An 18,599-nucleotide genomic window follows, 5' to 3' on the forward strand; every position below is an offset into this window, starting at 1 on the left:
AGAGCCGGTCATGTGCGGCGGCTGGCGGTGAGCGATTCGTCCGCCAGTTGTCACGCCAGGAAACCAGGCATCGACGCCCTTCAAATCCGGGCCACTGTCAGGTAGCCTTGGCACCACTGCCCGATCCGTGATTGCCTGAAGGCCCGGAATGACCCTAGCGCCCACCAACGTTACCTTCGACGAAGCCACCATGCGGGTCGAACTGGCCGATGGGCGGACCATTGCCGTGCCGCTTGTCGCGTTCCCGCGACTGATGCAGGCGACGCCGGCCCAGCGCGAGCAGATAGAGTTCGGTCGTCACGGGCTGCATTGGGAGGCCCTCAACGAAGATATCTCGATTGCGGGCCTGCTTGCAGCATTCGGCGAGGACAAGAGAGCATTGCAGATCGACGATCTCGTGCTCGGCACGACCAACGCGCCTTATCGTCGGTCGATCGCGGCGATCGAGCTAGCGAACGCCGTGACCGGCGCTGACGTCAGCGATTGGCGGGTGCACGTCGCAACCTTCTTCACCGAAGTTCGTCCGGAACTCGTGGTCGCGTTCGCCCGGGCTCACGGCATCTCGCTGCCTGAGCTGACGCGCGCGTATCACACAATGAGGGGGGCGACCGGCGAAGCCAATCCCGCGCTGGAGAAGCTGATTGAGCAACTGGCGCCAACTGCTTGACCGGATGCTGCGGGGGCTCGACCAACTCGGGTGCCGCGGGCAGCCCGTGCCGGATTGGATCCTCGGCGGCGGCACCGCGCTCATGATCCACACGGATCATCGCCTGAGCAAGGACATCGATGCGTTCATCGACGATCCCCAGTATCTGGCGCTGCTGTCGCCCGACACAACCGACGTTTGGTCTTGCTCGGCTTGGGACTGCGCGGCCAACTATCTGAAGCTGAAATATCCGGAAGGCGAGATCGACTTCATAGTCACGGCGGCGATCTCGACTTTGCCAGCGATCGAGCAAACCATCGATCTGGATGGTGCGCGGCCATTGATCCGGTTGGATGCGCCGGCCGAGATCGCGCTCAAGAAGCTGCACTACCGCGCGACCATGCTGAAAGCGCGCGACATCTTCGATATCGCCGTGATCGACGCAACCAGCGGCGATACACTCAGCGCGCATCTTCATGAGGTCACCGACAAGAAGTCCGATCTGCTGCGTCGTCTGGACGGCATGAAGGAGGATTACCTCCGGGACGAACTCGCGGAGCTCGACATTCGACCGCGATGGGAAAAGCAGAAGCAGACTTGCCTGGAGACCGTCAAAGCTCTCGTCGCGCGGATACCAGATAGCGCCTAGAGCCACTCGAAGTGGTGCCGCGACCTTGCGTACTGCGAAATCGGCACCGAAAACAATGTCGGCCCGGATCACTCAGCAAAAGGGCAGCGGCAGCCGCTATTGAGTGCCGGCTCCAGAATTTATCGTGCCGACGCGTACGCGGTGCCGTAGGGTGGGCAAAGGCGCACTTGCGCCGTGCCCACGACCTGTCTCGATCACGTACACGGCGTGGGCACGCTTCGCTTTGCCCAACCTACGAGAGCATCGCGGACCTATTCGACCTTCACGCCCGTCTCTTCCACGATCTTTTTCCAGAACCCGGTCTCTTCGACCAGGATGCGGGAAAATTCGGCCGGGCCCTTGTTCACGACCTCGAAGCCGACCTCGGCCAGGCGCTGCTGCGCCGCCGGCTGTTGCAGGAACTCGGTGATCGCATTGTTGATGATCCCGACGACGCTGTCCGGCGTCCCCTTCGGCGCCATGACGCCGACCCAGGTATCGCCCTGGATCTCCGGGAAGCCCTGCTCGATCATCGTGGGAACATCGGGAAGCAGTTTCGAGCGCGTCTTGCCGGTGACCGCGAGCGCGTTGAGTTGCCGCCCTGATATCATCGGGCCGGCGGATGCCATGGTGCTCCACCCGATCGGCACATGGTTGCCGACCACGGCCTGAACCGCCGGGCCCGCGCCTGGAAACGGCACGCCGACGATATCGAGCTTCTGGCTCACCCTGAATCGCTCCGCGAGAAGATGCGCCTGGGTCCCGACGCCGCCATGCGCGTAATTCTGATTGGAACGCGCTTTCAGGTAAGCGACCAGCTCCTTCGCATCCTTGACCGGGACGGAAGGATTGACGGACACCACGTGGGTCGAGGAGACCGACAGGTTGATGGCGACGAAATCGGCGATCGGATCATATGGAATGTTGGTGAAGACCGACGCGTTGACCGCATGCGTGCTCAACGCGAACAGGATGGTGTAGCCATCAGGCTCCGACCGCGCCGCCTGGACCGTTCCGCGGTTGCCGGTCGCACCCGCGATGTTCTCCACCACGAAGCGCTGTCCAAGCTTTTCCGAAAGATACTGGCAGGCCAGGCGCGCATAGACATCGGCGGTGCCGCCGGGCGCGAAGGTGACGATGGCGCGAACCGGGCGATCAGGATAGGCCTGCGCCGATGCGATCCGCGGCGCGGCCAGCAGTGCTGCGGAGCCACCGACGATCCCCATGAACCGCCGGCGGCCGATCATGGTCTTCTGCTGTCCAAACGACGACGTCTTGCTCATCCTGCGCTCCATTGCGTATCGCGTGCGACACGCGTTGATATCCGTTCAACGCGGCAATCTCGTTCCGATGCCCTTGGCGCGTGCCGCTTCATAGATGAAGGCCGCAGCAGCGAGATCCGCGAGGCCCGCGCCCGAAAAGATCAATGCATTGCGCTCGTCGCGATGGGTGCGCCCGGCGATGCGACCGGACACGAGATCGGCGATATCGCCGGCGAACGGTCCGTCGTAATTCAGAATTCCGTTTGGACCGGCGGTGCTCTGCTCGCGGTCGTCGGTCACGGTGCGATCGAAGGCGGCAAGACTGTCGCGTTTCCAGCCGAAGCCGAGATCCACCGAAGAGACGAAAGTCCCCGGCTCGACCCAGTTGGCGTCGAGTTGTCTGTTATCCGCCACACCATGCGGAATGGAGCTGATGACGATGTCACAGCCTTCTATCGCCGCGCGCGGATCGGACACGGCGCGAGCTTGCAGGCCTTTCTCGCGGGCTTTGGCGGCAAATGCCTCTGAAGTCTCGAGGCGGCGGCTGAACGCAACGACATGGGTCAAAGGAAACGCCGCGGCAAATACGTCGAGATGGCTTCGCGCCTGGGCGCCACACGCCAGAAAACCGATCGTGCCCGCGTCAGTGCGCGCCATGGCGCGAGCCGCCACCAGCGAGATGAGCGCTGTGCGGATCGCCGAAATCCAGACACCGTCCATGATGGCCACCGGCCGTCCGGTTTCGATCTCGTTGAGAACGATCAGCGGCATGAAGTCCGGCACACCATTGCTGTTGCCGGGGAAATAGCCGAACCATTTGAAAGCCGCATAGCCCGGGCGATCCATCACCGCGCCTTTGCCGCGGAAGATGTTGGCCCCGCCGGCGCTGATCGTGACCTTGGGATGCGACCAGACCCCGCCTTCCGCGCGGCGAAGGAAGGCATGCCGGAGTGCTGCCTCCAACTCGCCGACCTGCGCATCGCATGCAACGACATCCGCCTGCGACAGGTACAGCAGCTCATCAGTCGCGACATTCAGCGTCATGGCGCAGCCTTCGCAGCGCTCAACCAATCTATCGCCATCGCCGCACGCATGTGATCCATCTCCGAACTATTCCTGTATTCAGACAAAAATTCAATGCTGTCTTCTAGGCAGTCACGTCCTGAAATCTTAGGGAAAGCGGGCACATCTGAAGGGAATTTGAGCGCTGCGACGTTTTTTTAGCCACGCCCGACGCCAACTGCGGAGACGTGAACGCCGGGACTGCTTCCGAGACGCGGGTGGGCTGGAGCGCGGGTGCCGGCGTTGCGAAGGCCTTCGGCAACTGAATGTCGGCGTCGAATATCTCTACGTCGATCTCGGGCGCTCGTCGTCGAAACCGCCCGCCTCACCGTCAACGACAGGTTCGGCGCCACGTCGCTCGTCGTGAAGTATTGGGTGCCGTAGGGTGGGCAAAGGCGCACTTGCGCCGTGCCCACCATTTTTCCATGACCATGACAGCGGTGGGCACGCTTCCGCTTTGCCCACCCTACGAATGATTGCCCGTCACCACCAATACGGCCACCGCCATCCCTCATAGCGAACATACGACGACACCAGCGGCGGGCCGTAGGGATCGACGCGGTCGTCTTCGGGGCGATAGCGATAGCGCGGAACGACGTTGTAATCCCACGGCGTCGGCCTGAGCACGGGGGCATCCACCCTGAGCCGCGGTTCGGAAACCACTTGCGCCCTCCGCGTCCGGGCTTCGGCATCGGAGGTTGCGAGATTGCCCAGCACCAGCGCGGTTCCCAGCGCGCACGCGACAGTCATGATTTTCATGCGTTTGTCTCCTTGGTCTGAGAGTGCAAAAGGACGCAAAGCAAGGCAAGCTATTTCGCTGACAACCGGGATCACATCCATGACGACAGTGCTCCGCATCGCCGCCTTCTCGGACGGCAATTCAGGCGGCAATCCCGCCGGCGTCTGGATCGGCGAGGCCTTGCCGGATGCAACGACGATGCAGGCGATCGCGGCGGAGGTCGGTTTCTCCGAGACGGCCTTCGCGGCGCCCGAAGGCGAGGCCTGGCGCGTCCGCTACTTCTCGCCGACGATGGAGGTGCCGTTCTGCGGGCACGCCACCATCGCCCTCGGCGCGGCGCTGGCGCACCGCCACGGCGATCGCAGTTTCGAGCTGCATCTGAACAACGCCGTCATTTCCGTATCGGGGCGCCGCGACTGCAACACCATCGCGGCGGCGCTGCAATCGCCGCCGACGCGCAGCGCTGCGCTCGAGCCCGCGCTGCGGGCTGCGCTTCTGCACCTGTTCGGCTACGCCCCCTCCGATCTCGACCCCGCGCTGCCGCCGGCGAAAATTCACGGCGGGGCCGATCATGCCGTGCTGGTGCTGCGATCGCGCGAGGCGCTGGCGCGCATGGCGTATGACTTCGAACGGGGCCGCGCCCTGATGGACGAGGCGGGGCTGGTCACCGTCGCGCTCGTCACCGTGGAGAGGCCGCAACTGTTCCATGTGCGCAATGCGTTTGCCGCCGGCGGTGTCGTCGAGGATCCTGCCACGGGCGCGGCAGCCGCCGCGCTCGCGGGCTATCTGCGCGACATCGGCTGGCCGCATGGCGGCGCCATCGACATCGTGCAGGGCGAGGAAATGGGGGCGCGGTCGCTGATCCGAGCCGAGATCGGTGAGGCCACCGGCAGCTCGATCCGGGTGTCGGGCACGGCGCGTTTCATGGAGGTGTGAAGCATAGCCGCCGCTCTTGCCCACCATGCCATCATGCCCCTGTTTTGCCCGACGGGTCAAGTCTTATTCGGTATTCCCGAAAGTCTGAAATCCCCAGCGATTTCTACTGTGCATGGGGTTGTTTTCGCGACTTTTGCCGGACGCCACCTCAATCGCCGCGCAAGCTCAGGATGTAGCTCGATAGCGCATCGGCCTGCGCCGGCGAGATCACCAAATTCGGCATGGTCTGGTGGCTGGTCTTCCAGAACACTTTCAGCGACAGCGCGGTGGTGCCGTTGCGCTCCGCGATGGCCTGGAAGCTCGGGGCGCGGTCGAACAGTCCGGCCATGCCGGGCTCGACGGTGTGACAGGTCTGGCACCAGGCCTGCGCGAGGCGATGGCCCTCCGCGGCCGCGCGCGAGGCGCCCGCGGCGGTGTGGACGACGCTGACGAGAAACAGCACCGACAACCCGATCAGCACGGCAAGGCCGAGATAGATTCGAACGCTGCGCGACATCACCCTGCCCTCGCCTTCGCTTCGCTGGCCTGATAAGCGTACGGCTGCGCGTGCGGGCCAGGATTGATCTGCATCAAGCGATCGGCGCAACGCTCGTAGGACAAGGCGCGCAGCCAGCAGCGGCGCGCCATCCCGCGGAAGGATCAGCATGAACGAGAATCGATATTACGGCGTCCGCGTCGAGGGCGCCAAATACGGCGTCGGCTTCGGCTCGGCGCTCGCCATCGCGATCTCCTACACCAACAACCATTCGATCCTGTGGGCGATCATCCACGGCATCCTCGGCTGGCTCTACGTGATCTTCGTCGCGTTGTTTCGATGACGCCTCGCCCGCGTCCAGCCTGACGCGGCGACCTCTTCCCCTTGTTGACTTGCGAAAGACTGGAACTGCCATGACCGACGCTACCAAATGCCCGAAATGCAATTCGGAGCATGCCTATCAGGATCGCGATCTCTGGATCTGCCCGGAATGCGCCCATGAATGGAGCGCCGCGGGCGATGCGGCGGCGGAAGCCACGCAGGAGGCCGGCGTGCGCGATGCCCATGGCAATGTGCTGACCGATGGCGACAGCGTCATCGTGATGAAGGACCTCAAGGTCAAGGGCTCCTCCTCGGTGGTCAAGGGCGGCACCAAGGTCCGCAACATCCGCCTCCAGGACGCCACCGACGGCCACAACATCGCCTGCAAGATCGACGGCATCGGCGCGATGAATTTGAAGTCGGAGTTCGTGAAGAAGGCCTGAGGCGCGCTGCGCGATCTGAACTTTTCGACGACTCGGCCGTTCTCTGTGTCAACAGAGGATGGCGAGAATGTTTGATTTGCGGACGGTCGTGATCGCGGCGAGTTTTATCCTGGCGTCGATCGCCGTTGCGGCCGCGGAAGGCGCGCAGCAGCAACCGCCGGCGCCCAGGGCGGAAACTGCCGGCGAGGCCCGTCCCATCCGGGTCGTACTCCCGGCCCCCTGGCAAACCGCCGCTCCGGAGGCCAGGTCACCGCTGCCTTTGCGCTAGGTAAAATCCGCACAGCACCGTCACCAGGCCCGCCGCCTGCAACGCCGTCGGCGGCTCGCCGAGCAGCAGCCAGCCGGTGAGCAGCGTCAGCGCCGGCACGCAGGCCGGGAACACGGCCGCGCGGGCGACGCCGAGGCGCTGGACCGAGACCACGAACAGATAGAGCGCGGCGGGGCCCGCGAGCACGCCCTGCGCCAGCGCCTGGATGGCGTTCTCACTGAGGCCGATCGCCGTGATGCGAGCGATCCCTCCGGTGAACAGATAGATCGGCAACAGCAGCAGCGACAGCACGTTGATGACCAGCGCGGCCGACACCGCGGAGACGCGCCAGTGCCGTAGCAGCGTGCCGAAGCCCGCGAACATGAAACCGGTAGCCACGAAGATCAGATCGCCCAGCACGCCGTCGGCGCCGATATGGCCGATCGACTCGATGCCGATCACGCCGAGGCCGCCGACGATCATGATCGCGCCGGCGAGGCGCGAGGGCGAGATCCTCTCCTTCAGGAACATCGCGGCGAGGAACAATCCACCGAGCGTCGCCGACGACGGCTGGATCACGCTGCCATGACCGAGCGGAACGAACAGGAACCCGCAGTAGGAGATCAGCGACATCACAGGGCCGCCGAGCACCATCAGCACGAGGCCCCTGCCCCAGCCGATGCCGCAGAGATCGGAGACTCCAGCGCGCAGCACCAGCGGCAGGAACACGATGCCGGACCAGACGAAGCGATGCAGCAGCAGATCGACCGGCGTGAAGCCGACCTTGAGGCCATGCCGCGTGCCGGCAAAGCCGAGCGCCCAGAACAGCGCAGCCGACAGGCCGCAGACGACGCCAAGCAGCGCCGGTGCCGTGTCATTCTTCTGAGTGAGAGCGTCAGCGCCGCTCGTCCGCTGATCCATGGATCAAGCGTTAGGGCGCTGGAGGCGTTGGCTCAACCCACGTGCCTGCAAGGCTGGCACGCGAAGGCTGGCACGCGGCGGTCGTATCGAAGCTGCGTGGGAGGGAGCGAGCAACCGCTCAGAAGAATCCGGGGCTGAGATCGAGCCCATAGGTCAGGCTCAGCACGAACACGAACAGCGCGGCGCCGGCGAACAGCGCCAGGTGCCTGACGATGACTTCACGCAGCGAGGTGGTTGCAACAACGACTTTTTGCGCAACGGGCATGACGGCCTCCATATGAAAACGATTCTTGGCCGCCAATCAGCGGCGCCCGCATCAAGCGCCGCGATCTGCAAAGCAACTATTAAAGAGATCACACTGGTCTTGAACGGCCGTACACAATGAAGGCTCCGAGCTGATCTTTTTCAGCATCGGCTTCTCGATCCGCGCACGAGCAACAAAAAAGCCGCGCCCCCCGAAGGGAACGCGGCCTGATGCGGAAACGGCGTCTTCTAAAAACCCGAATCCCGCGCTATGCACGATGCGCCTTTCGCCGGACGCTCGGGTTAGCGGGCGGAGCCCGTGGTCACCGTCGCGGTCTTCACCTTGCGCGGCGTCAGGACGCTGGCCTGCAGCACCGTCACGCTGGAGGCGGGCGCGCTCGCCTGCTGCTCGACATGGTTAGCGCCGAGCACGCGGACCTGCACGGGCGAAACGGTGATGCCGTTGGCCTCATAAGCCGGCAGCTCGGCGGCGAAGGTGGCAGTCGTGCCCGCGATTACGAGGGCGGCGGCTGCGATCGAAAGGATCTTCTTGTTCATTGGTGATGCTCCAAAGGAATAGCTCGGAGCAAATGTAATCCTGATTTGCTGCATTGCGACATGCATTGCTGCATCGCAACAACGCGTCCCGTGCATGGGGCAATCGTTAACTTTCACAACGAGTTACTCCGCCCGCCCAGGCGAGCGGAGCCACCCTATTTCAGCGCCGTCGCCAGCGCTTGCAGCTTGGCGACGAGATTGGTGCCAAGCGCATAGATCACTTCGATGATCGCAAGCGCGATCGCCGCTGCGATCAGGCCGTATTCGATCGCGGTCGCGCCGGATTCATCGGCGGCAAATTCGGCCAACAGGCATTTCAATTTCACAGTCCGTGTCCTTCCCAACTCTACCGGACGTTGCCGGCACGCGAGAAATGCCACGTCGCAATCCAAGATTGAGTAAATTCGGCTTTCTCAATTTGACGACAATCAGCGCCGCTTTTGCAGGCCATACCGGCTTGGAGAGCCCATGGAACCAGCGGGAACCCGCGTTGCAGATGCGCAACACCCGCGTGAAAAGCCCTGCCACGACGAATTGCGCCATTGCGCCGCCACACCGTCGTCCGAACAATTGACGCACCGCGTGCCTGACTATGCAAATCTGTTCCGACAAGGCTGGTTCAACCGAACCTTTTGGAGGCAGGGATCATGAACGATCGGCGGTCTCTTCTGGTGGCAGTCTCGTGCCCTTCGGCCGTGATGGCCGGCTGGCTGGCACTCTCTTTGTCTGCCTACGCGCCTGCCCTCATCGAGAACAGCGGCGCCAATGCCGCGGCCGTCTCCCGCGCGAAAGACCTCAGCCGGTTCGAGCTCGCCGACATCCCGCGCGCTGCGACGATCGAGGATGGCGTCGCCTTGACCGCCGACATCGCGGCGGCTGTCGCAGCGACGCCAGTCGTGGCGATCGCCGAGACCGCACCGCCCGAAATCCCCGCTCCCGCCATCAGGCTCGCCTCGGCCGATCCGGCGCTGGTCTTGCCGATGGAAGCGCCGCCCGCACCGCAGATTTTGCCGGACCTTACCGCCGCCGTCAGCGAAGCCGCGCCGACGCCGGAGCCCGCGATCAAGCTCGCATCCGCCGATCCCACCGAGATCGTGACGACGGACGCACTATCAGCGGCAGCGATCGCGACGGGTCCTGCGCCCGCCGCGAGCAAGGCCTCGCCGCCCGCCGACACCGTCGCCGTGCTCGACGAGTGCTTCGTCATGGACGCCTGCATCGACCGCTATCTCTGGGCGCTCTATCAGCGCACGCCCAAGGAAGACTCGGTCAAGGTCGAGGAGCGCCGGGCCGTTACCGTCAAGCGCAAGGGCAAGATGGTCACGGTGATGCGCAGCTTCACCAAGCTGGTCGACGAGGATTTCGGCTGGAAGGATCCGAAGGCGGCCGAGCACGCCGGCATGTCGATGATGGACTACGTCATCGGCGGCATGGACAAGAGCTTCAAGCGCAAGCTGTTCCGGACGCTGCTCGCGGCTGAAGCCGCCGGCCTCTCGCCGGGCATCACCAGCGCGTTCCGCGACGACTATCGCCAGTCGATCGCGAGCGGTCTGAAGGCGGCCTCGGACCGTTCCTATCACGGCGGCAGCACGCGCGGGGGCTACGGCCACGGCATGGCAGCCGACATCGTCAGCACCCAGGGCAGCAACCGCGCCCAGCGCTGGGTCTCGACCGAGATCCTGTGGAAGTGGGTCGACGCCAACGGCAAGCCGCTCGGCATCGGCCGGCCCTATCTCGGCCGCGATCCGCCGCATGTCGGCCCCGTCGACGGTCCGGAATACATCTCGCGGCGTGGCACCGCGGACCGCAAGGAAGCCGCCAACGTCAAGCCGAAGAAGGCGCGGGCGGTGGCCAGCGCGAGGCCGCCGAAGGCGCAGGCCGCGCGCGAGCAGAAGGTCTTGGCCAAGCCGCAGAAATCGGCGCAAACTGCCGCCAAGCGCGCGACCTGAGCGGTTACGGCTGCCGCCCCGGCGTCGGCAGCGGCACCAGGCGCATCTCGGCGGTGCCGGCTTCCAGCGTGCGCACCAGCACCGCAAAGACGGTCTCGACCGCAAGCCGCACTGCCGCTTCCATCGCCCTGCCCTTGGCCAGATGCGCCGCGATCAGGCCGGTCAGCAGGTCGCCGGTGCCGGAGGGACGGATCGGCAGGCGCGGCGTCGCAAAGCGCGACAATTGCCCGTCCGCGCAGAGGATCGTCTCCACCTGTCCGGCTGGTGTGTCCGCGAGCGTGCAGCCGGTGGCGACGACGTCGATGCGGCGCTGGCCCGCAAGCGCCGCGCACGCCGCGCGCAAGCCTTGCGCGTCCGCGATGGTGGTGCCCGAGAGCAGCTCGAGCTCGAACTGGTTCGGTGTGATCAGATTCGCTGCCGGCAGCAGGCGGTGGCGGAGCACGTCCAGAATGCCATCGGCAACATAGACGCGGCCGTCGTCGCCGATCACGGGGTCGCAGACATAGACCAGCTTCGAATTGCGCGTCAGCGCCCGCTCGGCGAAATCGGCGATCGCCGCGGCGTTGCCGGGCGAGCCGAGATACCCGGTGACAAGCACCGCGGCCTCGTCGACGAGATCGCGCTCCTCCACGCCTCTCAAGAGATCGGCAACGAGCTCTGTCTCCAGCACCCGTCCGCGCAAGGTCGGATAGCGCGGATGGTTCGACAGCAGTGTCGTCGGCACCGCCGCGACGTTCACGCCTTCCGCCTGCATCGCATAGGCGGCCGCGCTGTTGCCGACATGGCCGTGGACCACCTGGCTTTGAATGGAGATGACGAGCATGCAGAGGTCCGTAAGGTCAATCGCGGTGCAAGGCAAGCGTCGCCGGGATCACAAAAGATCGTATCCAAGCCCCGGCCGTAGCGCCTGCATCTTCCGCGCCAGCCGCCGGTGTCCGCTCTCCTCCGACTGCGCCAGACGGCCCGCCACCGCGATATGGTCCGCATCGCTCTTGTGTTGATTGAGCTTGGCCTGCCCCTCGACTTGATCCACCACGAGATCGACGACGCGGATCGCAGCCAGCATGCTCTCGCGTTTGCCCGGCTCCATCTGCGCGAGGTCCCAGGGCTGTTTCGTCAGCCGCGCCTCGGAGACCGCGAGCAGAGCATCGCCATGGCCGCGGTTGTCGTCGAGCTCGCGCAGATGCGCCACCCCGGACAGGTGCACGGCCTCGTACAGCCAGGTCGAGACGTTGTCGGGCGACGAATACCAGTCGTTGGAGATGTAGGCATCGTCGCCCGCTACGATCAGCAGGAAGCGCCTGATGCCGTCCGCGAGCGGAACGGGCGGATTCCTCGCCGTGAAATGGATCTGCACGATCGTCCGCCCGTCGCGTTGATCCAGCACGAACGGCACATGCGAGGCGCGCGGCCCGCGCTCGTCGGCCGCCACGATCATGCCGAAGCCGCGTTGCCTGGCAAACTCCAGCGCACGCTGCTCTTCGATGCGAAACTGCGGGCGAAGGACATGCATGGCGCGACACTCGAGCTGGATAAAGGACGATTCGAAGCTACCCCATCATCGGGCGAAACCCGAAGCGATATTGGGCCGAAAACGCAGATGTCAGGAATGATCTCGACGACGCGCAAGCTCACCGAGATAGGCGCACAACATGTCGGCAAGCGCGTCGGCATGACGCACGATCTCCACCTCGCTGCGCGGCTTCTCCGAGAATCGCTTGCCGACCTCGCTCAACGTCGTCTTGATCAATTCGCCGGCGAGCCCTCGCGTCGCATCCGAGGCTTTGGGCAGCGCCTCCCGCATGAAGGCCGCAACGATGCCCTCGCCGGCCGACCGCGCGTCCCGCGCCTCAGGCGCATCGCGATAGAGTGGCGCGGCGTCATCGAGCGCGCCACGGATCGCAGCCTCTTCGCATTCGGACCGAATGAACGCATGGACAAGCGCGCGCAGCCGCTCCAGCGGCGGCTTTACCCGGTCCGCAAGAAGGTCGCGCAACAGCTCGCTCGTGCGCCGCCACTCGTCGCTCTGGAGGCGGAACAGGATCGCGGCCTTGTTCGGAAAATATTGGTAGAGCGATCCCACGCTCACCCCAGCCCGCTCGGCCACCCGCGCCGTGGTGAAACGCTGTGCGCCCTCCTTCGCCAGGACCTGAACAGCGGCATCCAAAATGGCCGCCACCAAGCCGCTGGAACGAGCCTGCTGCGGCTGTTTTCGTGAGGAAACTGAACGGCTTCGGCGGTCTGCCATGGCGCCCCCATGCAACGCGAATAGCGAATGCGACGAAATAGTCGTATTTCGGTCCCCACGCAAGCACGCGCTTTGCGGCGAACTCTGGAGACACAAAATGACCACCCCAACGATCACCTTGCTAGCGCCCTTGCTGGATCGCCTGTTCGACCAGGACGAAGCATCACGCGGCGCAACGCGAGCTGCCTTTGCCGATGTGACCGACGCTGACCGGGTGCGGATGATGCGGAGCAAGACCGATTACCGCAACCTCTATGGGCGGCTGAAGGACGCTCCGCTCGCGGTATCCCGCGAGACCGGAGCACTGCTTTACATGCTCGCCCGCAGTTCCCGAGCCACAGCGATCGTCGAGTTCGGCACCTCGTTCGGCATCTCGACCCTGCATCTTGCCGCAGGCTTGCGCGACAATGGCGGCGGGCGTCTCGTCACTACCGAGTTCGAGCCGTCGAAGGCGGCGCGTGCGCGGGAGAATCTTTCGGCGGGCGGGCTGCTCGATCTCGTCGATATCCGCGAGGGCGATGCGCTGAAGACGCTCGGCGCTGATCTGCCCGATACGATCGATCTCGTCCTGCTCGACGGTGCCAAGGCGCTCTACCCGGAGATCCTGGATCTGGTCGAAAGCCACCTCAACCCGGGAGCGATCATCATCGCGGACAACGCCGACGACAGCCCCGACTATCTCGCACGCGTCCGCAAGCCCGGAAGTGGCTACATGTCCACGCCCTTCGCTGAAGACGTCGAGCTCTCCGTGCGGATCACCTAGCGCAACTCGGGACCGCACCCCTCCGGAGCCGCTGCGCGATCCATCGCACGGCGGCTTCACGAGAGTTCCTTCCTGTCGCAGGCTCGTCACGCACGCGTGATAGTAGCGTCTGGCAAAAGCCACGTTCTGAACATACCTACCGCGCGGTATCTTTCGTGCTTTTCCAGGTCCGCCATGACGTCCGCCTTCAACGCCTACGCCGCGCTCGCCCTCGCCATCGTCCTCGAGGTGACGGCATCCGCCTTCTTGCAGCAATCCGCCCAGTTCACCCGTCCCTGGCCGACGCTGGCCATGGTGCTGTTCTACGTCGCCTCGTTCTATGCGCTGTCGATCGCGATCCGGGTCATCCCGCTGAGCATCGCCTATGCAATCTGGGGCGGAGTCGGCATCATCCTGACCGCCACAGTCTCCTTCGTGCTGTTCCGCCAGATGCTGGACGCCGCAGCCTTCGTCGGGATCGCCCTGATCGTATCCGGGGTCGTGATCATCAACTTGTTCTCGGAGACAACGGTGCATTGATGCCGGCGAGCGCCTACACCCGCGCCAAGCAGCCCGAGCAGGTGCGACGCGCCCTGCTCGACCACGCCGCGTCGATCGCCATGGACCACGGCGTCGCCGGCGTCACGGTGCAGGCTGTCGCAGCGGCGGCCGGTGTCACCAAGGGCGGACTGTTTCATCATTTCGGCAGCAAGCAGGCGCTGATCGAGGGCCTGTTCGCCGATCTGCTCGCCCGCGTCGATGCCGAGATCGACGCCGCCATCGAAGCCGACCCCAGGGCGCGTGGCAGCTTTACGCGCGCTTATGTCAATGCGGTGTTCACCGGCAAGGCCTTCGGTTTTGCGACGCCATGGGCGGCGCTGAGCATGGTCGTCGTCACCGATCCGTCGCTCCGCCGGCTCTGGAACGACTGGCTGAAGGCACGCCTGAAGCGGCACCGCGCAACCGACGGCACGCCCGATCTGCAGATTGTCCGCCTCGCCGCGGACGGTGCCTGGCTGTCCTATGTCACGACGGGGCAGACACGCATGAGCGCGGATTTCCGCGCCGTGCGCGACCGGCTGATCGCGCAGACCCGTCGGCGCGGATAACGAAGCGCCGCGCGGTCACGCCGCCGATAGCTGATCGAATTCGGCGGGCGCGTAGTCCTTGCCATCCTGGTCGGTGATGACCACCCGCCATCCCTCGCTCGCCCACACCTTCGCCTTCGCCACGATGAGCAACCGGCTCTCACGGGCAAAGCTGCACTTCTCATTGTCGCGTTCTGCGATCATCTTGTACGCCAATTCGCGTCCCCTTGCGTTGCCCTGCACCCGTTCCCCTCGTGGCAGCGGGCTTTGGCGGCAATTCGCCGGGAGCATGGCAATTTGGTGCCATCCACGGCAGCATTGTGCTTTGGTGCCAACAGAGCGCCGGAGGTTGATCGTGCGACCCATCATGAATGCGATTCTGCTTGCGGCGGGCTTGCCTGGCGTGGCTCTGTTTGGCGCCGCGCCGGCAGATGCGCAAACCTATGATCCGCGCTATCCCGTCTGCATGGAGGTCTACACCATCGACGGCAGCACCATCGATTGCAGCTTCACGTCGATCGCGCAGTGCGCCGCGACCGCCTCCGGGCAATCCGCGCAGTGCTACGCCAATCCTTATGCCATGCAAAGCCGCCAGCCGGGCCCGGGTCCATCGCCGCCGCGAAGGAACCGCGAGCGCCCGTGATCTGCTCAGTGCACGCGGATGACGTGCGGGCGGCCGAGATCGATCAACCCCTGCACCGCCGAGAGGCGATCGTCCAGGGCTGCGATGGTGAGCAGCAGATTGTTGCGGCGTTCGTCGAGCACGCCCATCTCGGCGCCGGAGAGCTTCATGCTCGCCCGCTGCTTGTGAATGTCATCGAGCGATATGCGCAACCCGGCGATCAGACCGGTCAGCTGCTTGGCCTCTTTGGTCATCGACCGCTTCGCGACATTTTGGCGGCGCGACTCCGCCTGGCTCTGTCTCATCGTCATCCTCCGGTGCCCCGCTGCCCCGAGTGGATGCTTGCAGCTTTCGGTAGAGGTCTTACGATCGATGAAATGCGCCCGCGACGATCTATCTTAAATTGTAATTTCTTCAGCGTGCAGGCAGCATGATCCCGTCGAAATAGGCAGCGAGCCCGGCAAAATCATCGAGCGGCAGCACGTGTCCCACGTACTGATCCGGCCGCACGACGACCATGCAGCCGGCCTTGCGATCGATCCCGCGCATGGCGAAGACGTCGTGGCCGCTCTTGAAGTCGGGACAGAACATCTTCTCGTAGTCGAGCAAACCATAGCGGCCCTTGCGAGGCAGCAGCAGGACGGGCATTGCCGCGACGGCGAGCGCGCGATGATCCTGCTGGAAGACAGCGCGTAGGTCGATCACGCTGTCGACGTCGACGCCCAGGGGCGTGTAGCGCCTCAGCGGCGATTGCCGGGCTTCGCTCAGGAAATTGCACAAGGCGCGAATGGCTAAGCCGGCAGCCGCAGGATCTTCCGCGGGCGAAAACGCGTAAACTCGGAAGCGGCCGTCCGCCTGCCCTGCATGGCCGAGATGGACCGGCTTGGCGTCGCCAAGCCGAATGACCGGCGCGGAATGGAAGCGCTTTCCGATCACGAAGCCTTCGGCGAGATGCTGATGGGACGCAGCGCCCGTGAGGATCGATCGCGTGTAATGCGTCGCCGTGCCAGCCGTATAGCGGCCGTGCCTGACGAAATAGTCCTGCGTCCTGGCGGCATCGGCGCCGCCCGCTTTCGCTGCGGACGCCAAAATCCCCGCCCATTCGCGGTCGAAATCGATCAGCTCTTTCGCAACCGCCTGACGTTCCGCCGAATAGGAATGCAGCAGGCTCGGCGCGCACTGCTTGCGCAGCACGGCGGCGAGCTTCCAGCCGAGGTTGAAGGCGTCCTGCATCGAGACGTTCATGCCCTGCCCGGCCTTCGGGCTGTGGGTATGGCAGGCATCGCCGGCGATGAAGATGCGCGGCAGGCGCGTCGCGATCTCGGCCTCCGGCACGTCGTCGAACTTGTCGGTCAGGCGCTGGCCGATCTCGTAGACCGACCACCACGCAATCTCCTTCACCTCGAGCGTATGCGGCTTCAGGATCAGCCGCGCCTTCGCGATCACGTTGTCGGCGGTGATGTTGCGGTTGGCAACGCGCTCACCGACATCGAGTTTTGCAAGCTCGACATAGAGGCGGACCATGTAGCCGCCTTCGCGGGGAATGATGAGCAGGCTGCCGTCCTTCGCCGACTGGATCAGCGATTTGAACCGGATGTCCGGAAAATCGGTCACCGCCAGCACGTCCATCACGCCCCAGGCATGGTTGGCGGAATCGCCGTGCAGCTCACGACCTATCGACTTGCGCACCGTGCTGCGGGCACCGTCACAGCCGACCACATAGCGCGCCCTGATCGTTTCGAGCTTGCCCTCGCTTCCGGCATCGACGCGTTCGAGACGCACAGTCACGGCGTGATCGGCGGGACCTGCCGCCGGATCGGCCCGGACGTCGAGCAGGCGGCGGCTGTAATAAGGCTCGAGCTTCGCCTGCGATTTGCGCATGACGTCGAGAAAGCCGTCATGGATGCGCGCCTGATTGAGGATGACGTGCGGGAATTCGGACAGCCCGTCCTCGACGTCCTGCACCCGTCCGCTGCGGACGATCGTCTCCGGCGCCCGCTCGTCGGGCTTCCAGAACGTCGTCTCGTTGACCCAATAGGCCTCCTTCAGCACGCGCTCGCTGAAGCCGTAGGCGTGGAACATCTCCATGGTGCGGCAGGCGACGCCGTCGGCCTGCCCGACCAGCAGGCGGTCCGGCTTCTGCTCGACGATGCAGGTCTTGATGTCGGGGAATTGCGCAAGCTGCGCGGCGAGCGTCAGGCCCGCAGGACCACAGCCGACGATGAGGACATCGACCTCCTCAGGCACGGCGCCCGCAGCGCCGGATGCCTGAATGCGGTCGGCGGGATCGGCGATCTCGGGATCGCCCGGCTGAAATCCATTGAGATGGAATTGCATGCGCACCTCTCCCGTCAACGTCTTCTTCGATATTGCTCAGTATACTGACTATCAGTATACTTGTCAATAATGGCACACCTCCCTGCCGCGAGGAAAATTCGGTGAAAGACAACAACGACATGCCCGGGCATCTCGCGCGCCGGTTCCAGCAGATCGCGGTGGCGGTGTTTCTGGCCGAGGTCGGCGAAGCCGGCTTCGACCTGACGCCGGTGCAATTCGCGGCGCTCGCGACTATCAAGGCCAACCCGGGGCTCGACCAGGTCACGCTCGCGGGACTGATCGCTTACGACCGCACCACCATCACCGGCGTGATCGATCGCCTCGTGCAGAAGGGCCTCATTGAGCGCCGCGCCTCGAGCCGCGACCGCCGCGCGCGCGAGCTGGAGATCACCGACGCCGGCAAACGCACGCTGCGCAAGATCGCGCCGGCGGTGGAATCCGCCCAGCGCATCATGCTGCGTGGCCTGAGCGCCAAGGAAGGCGATGAGCTGATGCGGTTGTTGCGCAAGGTGATTGCCGCCGGCAACGAGCTCAGCCGCGCGCCCTTGCGCGAGGCGCAGGCATGAGGCGGTATTCCGGTGCGCAATTGTCGCAGTGCCGCGAAACGCGGAGCTAACTTTCGGCTGCTACGGTCTGCCCCATTCTGCGCTTAACGCGCGATTAACTTTGCCGTTCGGGAGCTTTCCGATGTTCAGGTGTCTCATCGTGGCCGCAGCCATCGCACTTTCGGCCGGCCATGCGCTCGCAAACGGCGGCCACGGCGGTGGCGGCGGTTCTCCTCCTCCGACGCCGAAAACCGAATCGCCGCCCGTACCGGCAAAGGTGATCCTGACCAAGCAGGGCCCCAAGCTCGTCGATCTCAAGGGCATGACGCTGTACCATTACGAGCGCGACACCACCGGCAAGACGTCCACCTGCAACGGCAAGTGCACTGAAAGCTGGCTGCCGCTTCCCGCGACAGCCGACGCCAAGGCCGTCGGCGACTTCACCGTGATCGACCGCGACGACGGCAGCAAGATGTGGGCCTACCGCTATCGCCCGCTCTACACCTCGCCCGCCGACAAGGCACCGGGCGACGTCAACGGCACCGCCACGACGCTGCAATGGCGCATCGCGCGGCCCGTGGAGTAGC

General features: G+C 64.7%; 26 protein-coding genes. 12 read left to right on the plus strand and 14 right to left on the minus strand.

Going from position 1 to position 18,599, the window contains the following annotated elements; all coding sequences use genetic code 11:
- The first annotated feature begins 148 nt into the window (after positions 1 to 148).
- Entirely contained in the window at positions 149 to 667 is a 519-nt protein-coding gene (locus tag F8237_RS37325) for a DUF2442 domain-containing protein (protein WP_151641890.1), read from the plus strand.
- Entirely contained in the window at positions 642 to 1,295 is a 654-nt protein-coding gene (locus tag F8237_RS00435; RefSeq protein WP_151641891.1) for a nucleotidyl transferase AbiEii/AbiGii toxin family protein, read from the plus strand. The genes F8237_RS37325 and F8237_RS00435 overlap by 26 nt, the downstream gene beginning before the upstream one ends.
- A gap of 251 nt (positions 1,296 to 1,546) precedes the next feature.
- On the opposite strand, the gene F8237_RS00445 is transcribed toward F8237_RS00435, so the two are convergent.
- From F8237_RS00445 to F8237_RS00455, 3 genes are all read right to left on the minus strand, one after another.
- Positions 1,547 to 2,557 carry a Bug family tripartite tricarboxylate transporter substrate binding protein gene (locus F8237_RS00445; protein WP_151641892.1) on the minus strand — a complete coding sequence of 337 codons (1,011 nt, stop codon included), beginning with the start codon at positions 2,555 to 2,557 and terminating at the stop codon, positions 1,547 to 1,549.
- Positions 2,558 to 2,602: 45 nt separating this feature from the next.
- Positions 2,603 to 3,580 carry an ornithine cyclodeaminase family protein gene (locus F8237_RS00450; protein WP_151641893.1) on the minus strand — a complete coding sequence of 326 codons (978 nt, stop codon included), beginning with the start codon at positions 3,578 to 3,580 and terminating at the stop codon, positions 2,603 to 2,605.
- Between the two features lie 501 nt (positions 3,581 to 4,081).
- Positions 4,082 to 4,357 (minus strand): hypothetical protein, encoded by a 276-nt coding sequence (locus F8237_RS00455; RefSeq protein ID WP_151641894.1) that lies wholly within the window; start codon positions 4,355 to 4,357, stop codon positions 4,082 to 4,084.
- 79 nt (positions 4,358 to 4,436) lie between these two features.
- On the opposite strand from F8237_RS00455, the gene F8237_RS00460 reads away from it, so the two are divergent.
- Positions 4,437 to 5,273 (plus strand): PhzF family phenazine biosynthesis protein, encoded by an 837-nt coding sequence (locus F8237_RS00460; protein ID WP_151641895.1) that lies wholly within the window; start codon positions 4,437 to 4,439, stop codon positions 5,271 to 5,273.
- Positions 5,274 to 5,421: 148 nt separating this feature from the next.
- Here F8237_RS00460 and F8237_RS00465 read toward each other — a convergent pair whose 3' ends face one another.
- Entirely contained in the window at positions 5,422 to 5,769 is a 348-nt protein-coding gene (locus tag F8237_RS00465; protein WP_201280171.1) for a c-type cytochrome, read from the minus strand.
- 148 nt (positions 5,770 to 5,917) lie between these two features.
- Between F8237_RS00465 and F8237_RS36185 the strand changes: the two genes are divergently transcribed.
- Both F8237_RS36185 and F8237_RS00470 read left to right on the plus strand, forming a co-directional pair.
- Entirely contained in the window at positions 5,918 to 6,091 is a 174-nt protein-coding gene (locus F8237_RS36185) for a hypothetical protein (protein ID WP_015686504.1), read from the plus strand.
- Between the two features lie 70 nt (positions 6,092 to 6,161).
- Positions 6,162 to 6,512: a zinc ribbon domain-containing protein YjdM gene (locus F8237_RS00470; RefSeq protein ID WP_015686505.1), complete on the plus strand. Its 351-nt coding sequence runs from the start codon at positions 6,162 to 6,164 to the stop codon at positions 6,510 to 6,512.
- Positions 6,513 to 6,759: 247 nt separating this feature from the next.
- Here the strand turns inward: F8237_RS00470 and F8237_RS00480 are convergent, their stop codons facing one another.
- The 4 genes from F8237_RS00480 to F8237_RS00490 all read right to left on the minus strand — a co-directional run bounded on the left by F8237_RS00480 (position 6,760) and on the right by F8237_RS00490 (position 8,801).
- Positions 6,760 to 7,680 (minus strand): DMT family transporter, encoded by a 921-nt coding sequence (locus F8237_RS00480; RefSeq protein WP_151641897.1) that lies wholly within the window; start codon positions 7,678 to 7,680, stop codon positions 6,760 to 6,762.
- Between the two features lie 118 nt (positions 7,681 to 7,798).
- A complete protein-coding gene (locus F8237_RS36190) occupies positions 7,799 to 7,945 on the minus strand; it encodes a hypothetical protein (RefSeq protein ID WP_167527453.1) in 147 nt (48 codons plus the stop codon).
- Positions 7,946 to 8,226: 281 nt separating this feature from the next.
- Positions 8,227 to 8,481 carry a hypothetical protein gene (locus F8237_RS00485; RefSeq protein ID WP_151641898.1) on the minus strand — a complete coding sequence of 85 codons (255 nt, stop codon included), beginning with the start codon at positions 8,479 to 8,481 and terminating at the stop codon, positions 8,227 to 8,229.
- Between the two features lie 155 nt (positions 8,482 to 8,636).
- Positions 8,637 to 8,801, minus strand: a complete 165-nt coding sequence (locus tag F8237_RS00490; protein ID WP_041748933.1) for a Flp family type IVb pilin — start codon at positions 8,799 to 8,801, stop codon at positions 8,637 to 8,639.
- 327 nt (positions 8,802 to 9,128) lie between these two features.
- Between F8237_RS00490 and F8237_RS00495 the strand changes: the two genes are divergently transcribed.
- On the plus strand, positions 9,129 to 10,430 hold the full coding sequence (locus F8237_RS00495; RefSeq protein ID WP_151641899.1) for a hypothetical protein: 1,302 nt from the start codon (positions 9,129 to 9,131) through the stop codon (positions 10,428 to 10,430).
- A 4-nt stretch (positions 10,431 to 10,434) separates the two neighbouring features.
- Here F8237_RS00495 and pdxY read toward each other — a convergent pair whose 3' ends face one another.
- The 3 genes from pdxY to F8237_RS00510 form a co-directional block, all read right to left on the minus strand.
- The gene (pdxY, locus tag F8237_RS00500) at positions 10,435 to 11,253 is read right to left on the minus strand and encodes a pyridoxal kinase (RefSeq protein ID WP_151641900.1); all 819 of its coding nucleotides are present in this window, start codon (positions 11,251 to 11,253) and stop codon (positions 10,435 to 10,437) included.
- Between the two features lie 48 nt (positions 11,254 to 11,301).
- On the minus strand, positions 11,302 to 11,943 hold the full coding sequence (locus F8237_RS00505; protein ID WP_151641901.1) for an FMN-binding negative transcriptional regulator: 642 nt from the start codon (positions 11,941 to 11,943) through the stop codon (positions 11,302 to 11,304).
- 90 nt (positions 11,944 to 12,033) lie between these two features.
- On the minus strand, positions 12,034 to 12,678 hold the full coding sequence (locus F8237_RS00510) for a TetR/AcrR family transcriptional regulator (protein WP_151650416.1): 645 nt from the start codon (positions 12,676 to 12,678) through the stop codon (positions 12,034 to 12,036).
- Between the two features lie 97 nt (positions 12,679 to 12,775).
- On the opposite strand from F8237_RS00510, the gene F8237_RS00515 reads away from it, so the two are divergent.
- The 3 genes from F8237_RS00515 (at position 12,776) to F8237_RS00525 (ending at position 14,529) form a co-directional block, all read left to right on the plus strand.
- Entirely contained in the window at positions 12,776 to 13,441 is a 666-nt protein-coding gene (locus F8237_RS00515; RefSeq protein WP_151641902.1) for an O-methyltransferase, read from the plus strand.
- A 174-nt stretch (positions 13,442 to 13,615) separates the two neighbouring features.
- On the plus strand, positions 13,616 to 13,960 hold the full coding sequence (locus F8237_RS00520; protein WP_151641903.1) for a DMT family transporter: 345 nt from the start codon (positions 13,616 to 13,618) through the stop codon (positions 13,958 to 13,960).
- Entirely contained in the window at positions 13,960 to 14,529 is a 570-nt protein-coding gene (locus tag F8237_RS00525) for a TetR/AcrR family transcriptional regulator (protein ID WP_151641904.1), read from the plus strand. The genes F8237_RS00520 and F8237_RS00525 overlap by 1 nt, the downstream gene beginning before the upstream one ends.
- A gap of 15 nt (positions 14,530 to 14,544) precedes the next feature.
- Here F8237_RS00525 and F8237_RS00530 read toward each other — a convergent pair whose 3' ends face one another.
- Positions 14,545 to 14,751 carry a hypothetical protein gene (locus tag F8237_RS00530; RefSeq protein WP_162006334.1) on the minus strand — a complete coding sequence of 69 codons (207 nt, stop codon included), beginning with the start codon at positions 14,749 to 14,751 and terminating at the stop codon, positions 14,545 to 14,547.
- Positions 14,752 to 14,863: 112 nt separating this feature from the next.
- On the opposite strand from F8237_RS00530, the gene F8237_RS00535 reads away from it, so the two are divergent.
- A complete protein-coding gene (locus F8237_RS00535; RefSeq protein WP_201280172.1) occupies positions 14,864 to 15,151 on the plus strand; it encodes a DUF3551 domain-containing protein in 288 nt (95 codons plus the stop codon).
- Positions 15,152 to 15,156: 5 nt separating this feature from the next.
- Here the strand turns inward: F8237_RS00535 and F8237_RS00540 are convergent, their stop codons facing one another.
- Positions 15,157 to 15,435 carry a hypothetical protein gene (locus F8237_RS00540; RefSeq protein WP_151641906.1) on the minus strand — a complete coding sequence of 93 codons (279 nt, stop codon included), beginning with the start codon at positions 15,433 to 15,435 and terminating at the stop codon, positions 15,157 to 15,159.
- 109 nt (positions 15,436 to 15,544) lie between these two features.
- Positions 15,545 to 17,467 carry an FAD-binding monooxygenase gene (locus tag F8237_RS00545; RefSeq protein WP_162005822.1) on the minus strand — a complete coding sequence of 641 codons (1,923 nt, stop codon included), beginning with the start codon at positions 17,465 to 17,467 and terminating at the stop codon, positions 15,545 to 15,547.
- Positions 17,468 to 17,568: 101 nt separating this feature from the next.
- Here F8237_RS00545 and F8237_RS00550 point away from each other — a divergent pair, with 101 nt between their 5' ends.
- Positions 17,569 to 18,033, plus strand: coding sequence for a MarR family winged helix-turn-helix transcriptional regulator (locus F8237_RS00550; protein WP_151641907.1), 465 nt, complete (start codon positions 17,569 to 17,571; stop codon positions 18,031 to 18,033).
- A gap of 121 nt (positions 18,034 to 18,154) precedes the next feature.
- Positions 18,155 to 18,598: a COG4315 family predicted lipoprotein gene (locus F8237_RS00555; RefSeq protein ID WP_151641908.1), complete on the plus strand. Its 444-nt coding sequence runs from the start codon at positions 18,155 to 18,157 to the stop codon at positions 18,596 to 18,598.
- The last annotated feature ends 1 nt before the right edge of the window (position 18,599 follow it).

Source organism: Bradyrhizobium betae, assembly GCF_008932115.1.
GTDB classification, from domain to species: domain Bacteria; phylum Pseudomonadota; class Alphaproteobacteria; order Rhizobiales; family Xanthobacteraceae; genus Bradyrhizobium; species Bradyrhizobium betae.

Excerpts from the sequence above, each read along its gene's own strand:
- F8237_RS00455 (WP_151641894.1), bottom strand. The coding sequence starts at position 4,357 with ATGAAAATCATGACTGTCGCGTGCGCGCTGGGAACCGCGCTGGTGCTG.
- F8237_RS00470 (WP_015686505.1), top strand. The coding sequence starts at position 6,162 with ATGACCGACGCTACCAAATGCCCGAAATGCAATTCGGAGCATGCCTAT.
- F8237_RS00505 (WP_151641901.1), bottom strand. The coding sequence starts at position 11,943 with ATGCATGTCCTTCGCCCGCAGTTTCGCATCGAAGAGCAGCGTGCGCTG.
- F8237_RS37325 (WP_151641890.1), top strand. The coding sequence starts at position 149 with ATGACCCTAGCGCCCACCAACGTTACCTTCGACGAAGCCACCATGCGG.
- F8237_RS00495 (WP_151641899.1), top strand. The coding sequence starts at position 9,129 with ATGAACGATCGGCGGTCTCTTCTGGTGGCAGTCTCGTGCCCTTCGGCC.
- F8237_RS00450 (WP_151641893.1), bottom strand. The coding sequence starts at position 3,580 with ATGACGCTGAATGTCGCGACTGATGAGCTGCTGTACCTGTCGCAGGCG.
- F8237_RS00545 (WP_162005822.1), bottom strand. The coding sequence starts at position 17,467 with ATGCAATTCCATCTCAATGGATTTCAGCCGGGCGATCCCGAGATCGCC.
- F8237_RS00485 (WP_151641898.1), bottom strand. The coding sequence starts at position 8,481 with ATGAACAAGAAGATCCTTTCGATCGCAGCCGCCGCCCTCGTAATCGCG.
- F8237_RS00465 (WP_201280171.1), bottom strand. The coding sequence starts at position 5,769 with ATGTCGCGCAGCGTTCGAATCTATCTCGGCCTTGCCGTGCTGATCGGG.
- F8237_RS00525 (WP_151641904.1), top strand. The coding sequence starts at position 13,960 with ATGCCGGCGAGCGCCTACACCCGCGCCAAGCAGCCCGAGCAGGTGCGA.
- F8237_RS00460 (WP_151641895.1), top strand. The coding sequence starts at position 4,437 with ATGACGACAGTGCTCCGCATCGCCGCCTTCTCGGACGGCAATTCAGGC.
- F8237_RS00520 (WP_151641903.1), top strand. The coding sequence starts at position 13,616 with ATGACGTCCGCCTTCAACGCCTACGCCGCGCTCGCCCTCGCCATCGTC.
- F8237_RS00445 (WP_151641892.1), bottom strand. The coding sequence starts at position 2,557 with ATGAGCAAGACGTCGTCGTTTGGACAGCAGAAGACCATGATCGGCCGC.
- F8237_RS00480 (WP_151641897.1), bottom strand. The coding sequence starts at position 7,680 with ATGGATCAGCGGACGAGCGGCGCTGACGCTCTCACTCAGAAGAATGAC.
- F8237_RS00540 (WP_151641906.1), bottom strand. The coding sequence starts at position 15,435 with ATGAGACAGAGCCAGGCGGAGTCGCGCCGCCAAAATGTCGCGAAGCGG.
- F8237_RS36190 (WP_167527453.1), bottom strand. The coding sequence starts at position 7,945 with ATGCCCGTTGCGCAAAAAGTCGTTGTTGCAACCACCTCGCTGCGTGAA.
- F8237_RS00515 (WP_151641902.1), top strand. The coding sequence starts at position 12,776 with ATGACCACCCCAACGATCACCTTGCTAGCGCCCTTGCTGGATCGCCTG.
- F8237_RS00555 (WP_151641908.1), top strand. The coding sequence starts at position 18,155 with ATGTTCAGGTGTCTCATCGTGGCCGCAGCCATCGCACTTTCGGCCGGC.
- pdxY (WP_151641900.1), bottom strand. The coding sequence starts at position 11,253 with ATGCTCGTCATCTCCATTCAAAGCCAGGTGGTCCACGGCCATGTCGGC.
- F8237_RS36185 (WP_015686504.1), top strand. The coding sequence starts at position 5,918 with ATGAACGAGAATCGATATTACGGCGTCCGCGTCGAGGGCGCCAAATAC.
- F8237_RS00510 (WP_151650416.1), bottom strand. The coding sequence starts at position 12,678 with ATGGCAGACCGCCGAAGCCGTTCAGTTTCCTCACGAAAACAGCCGCAG.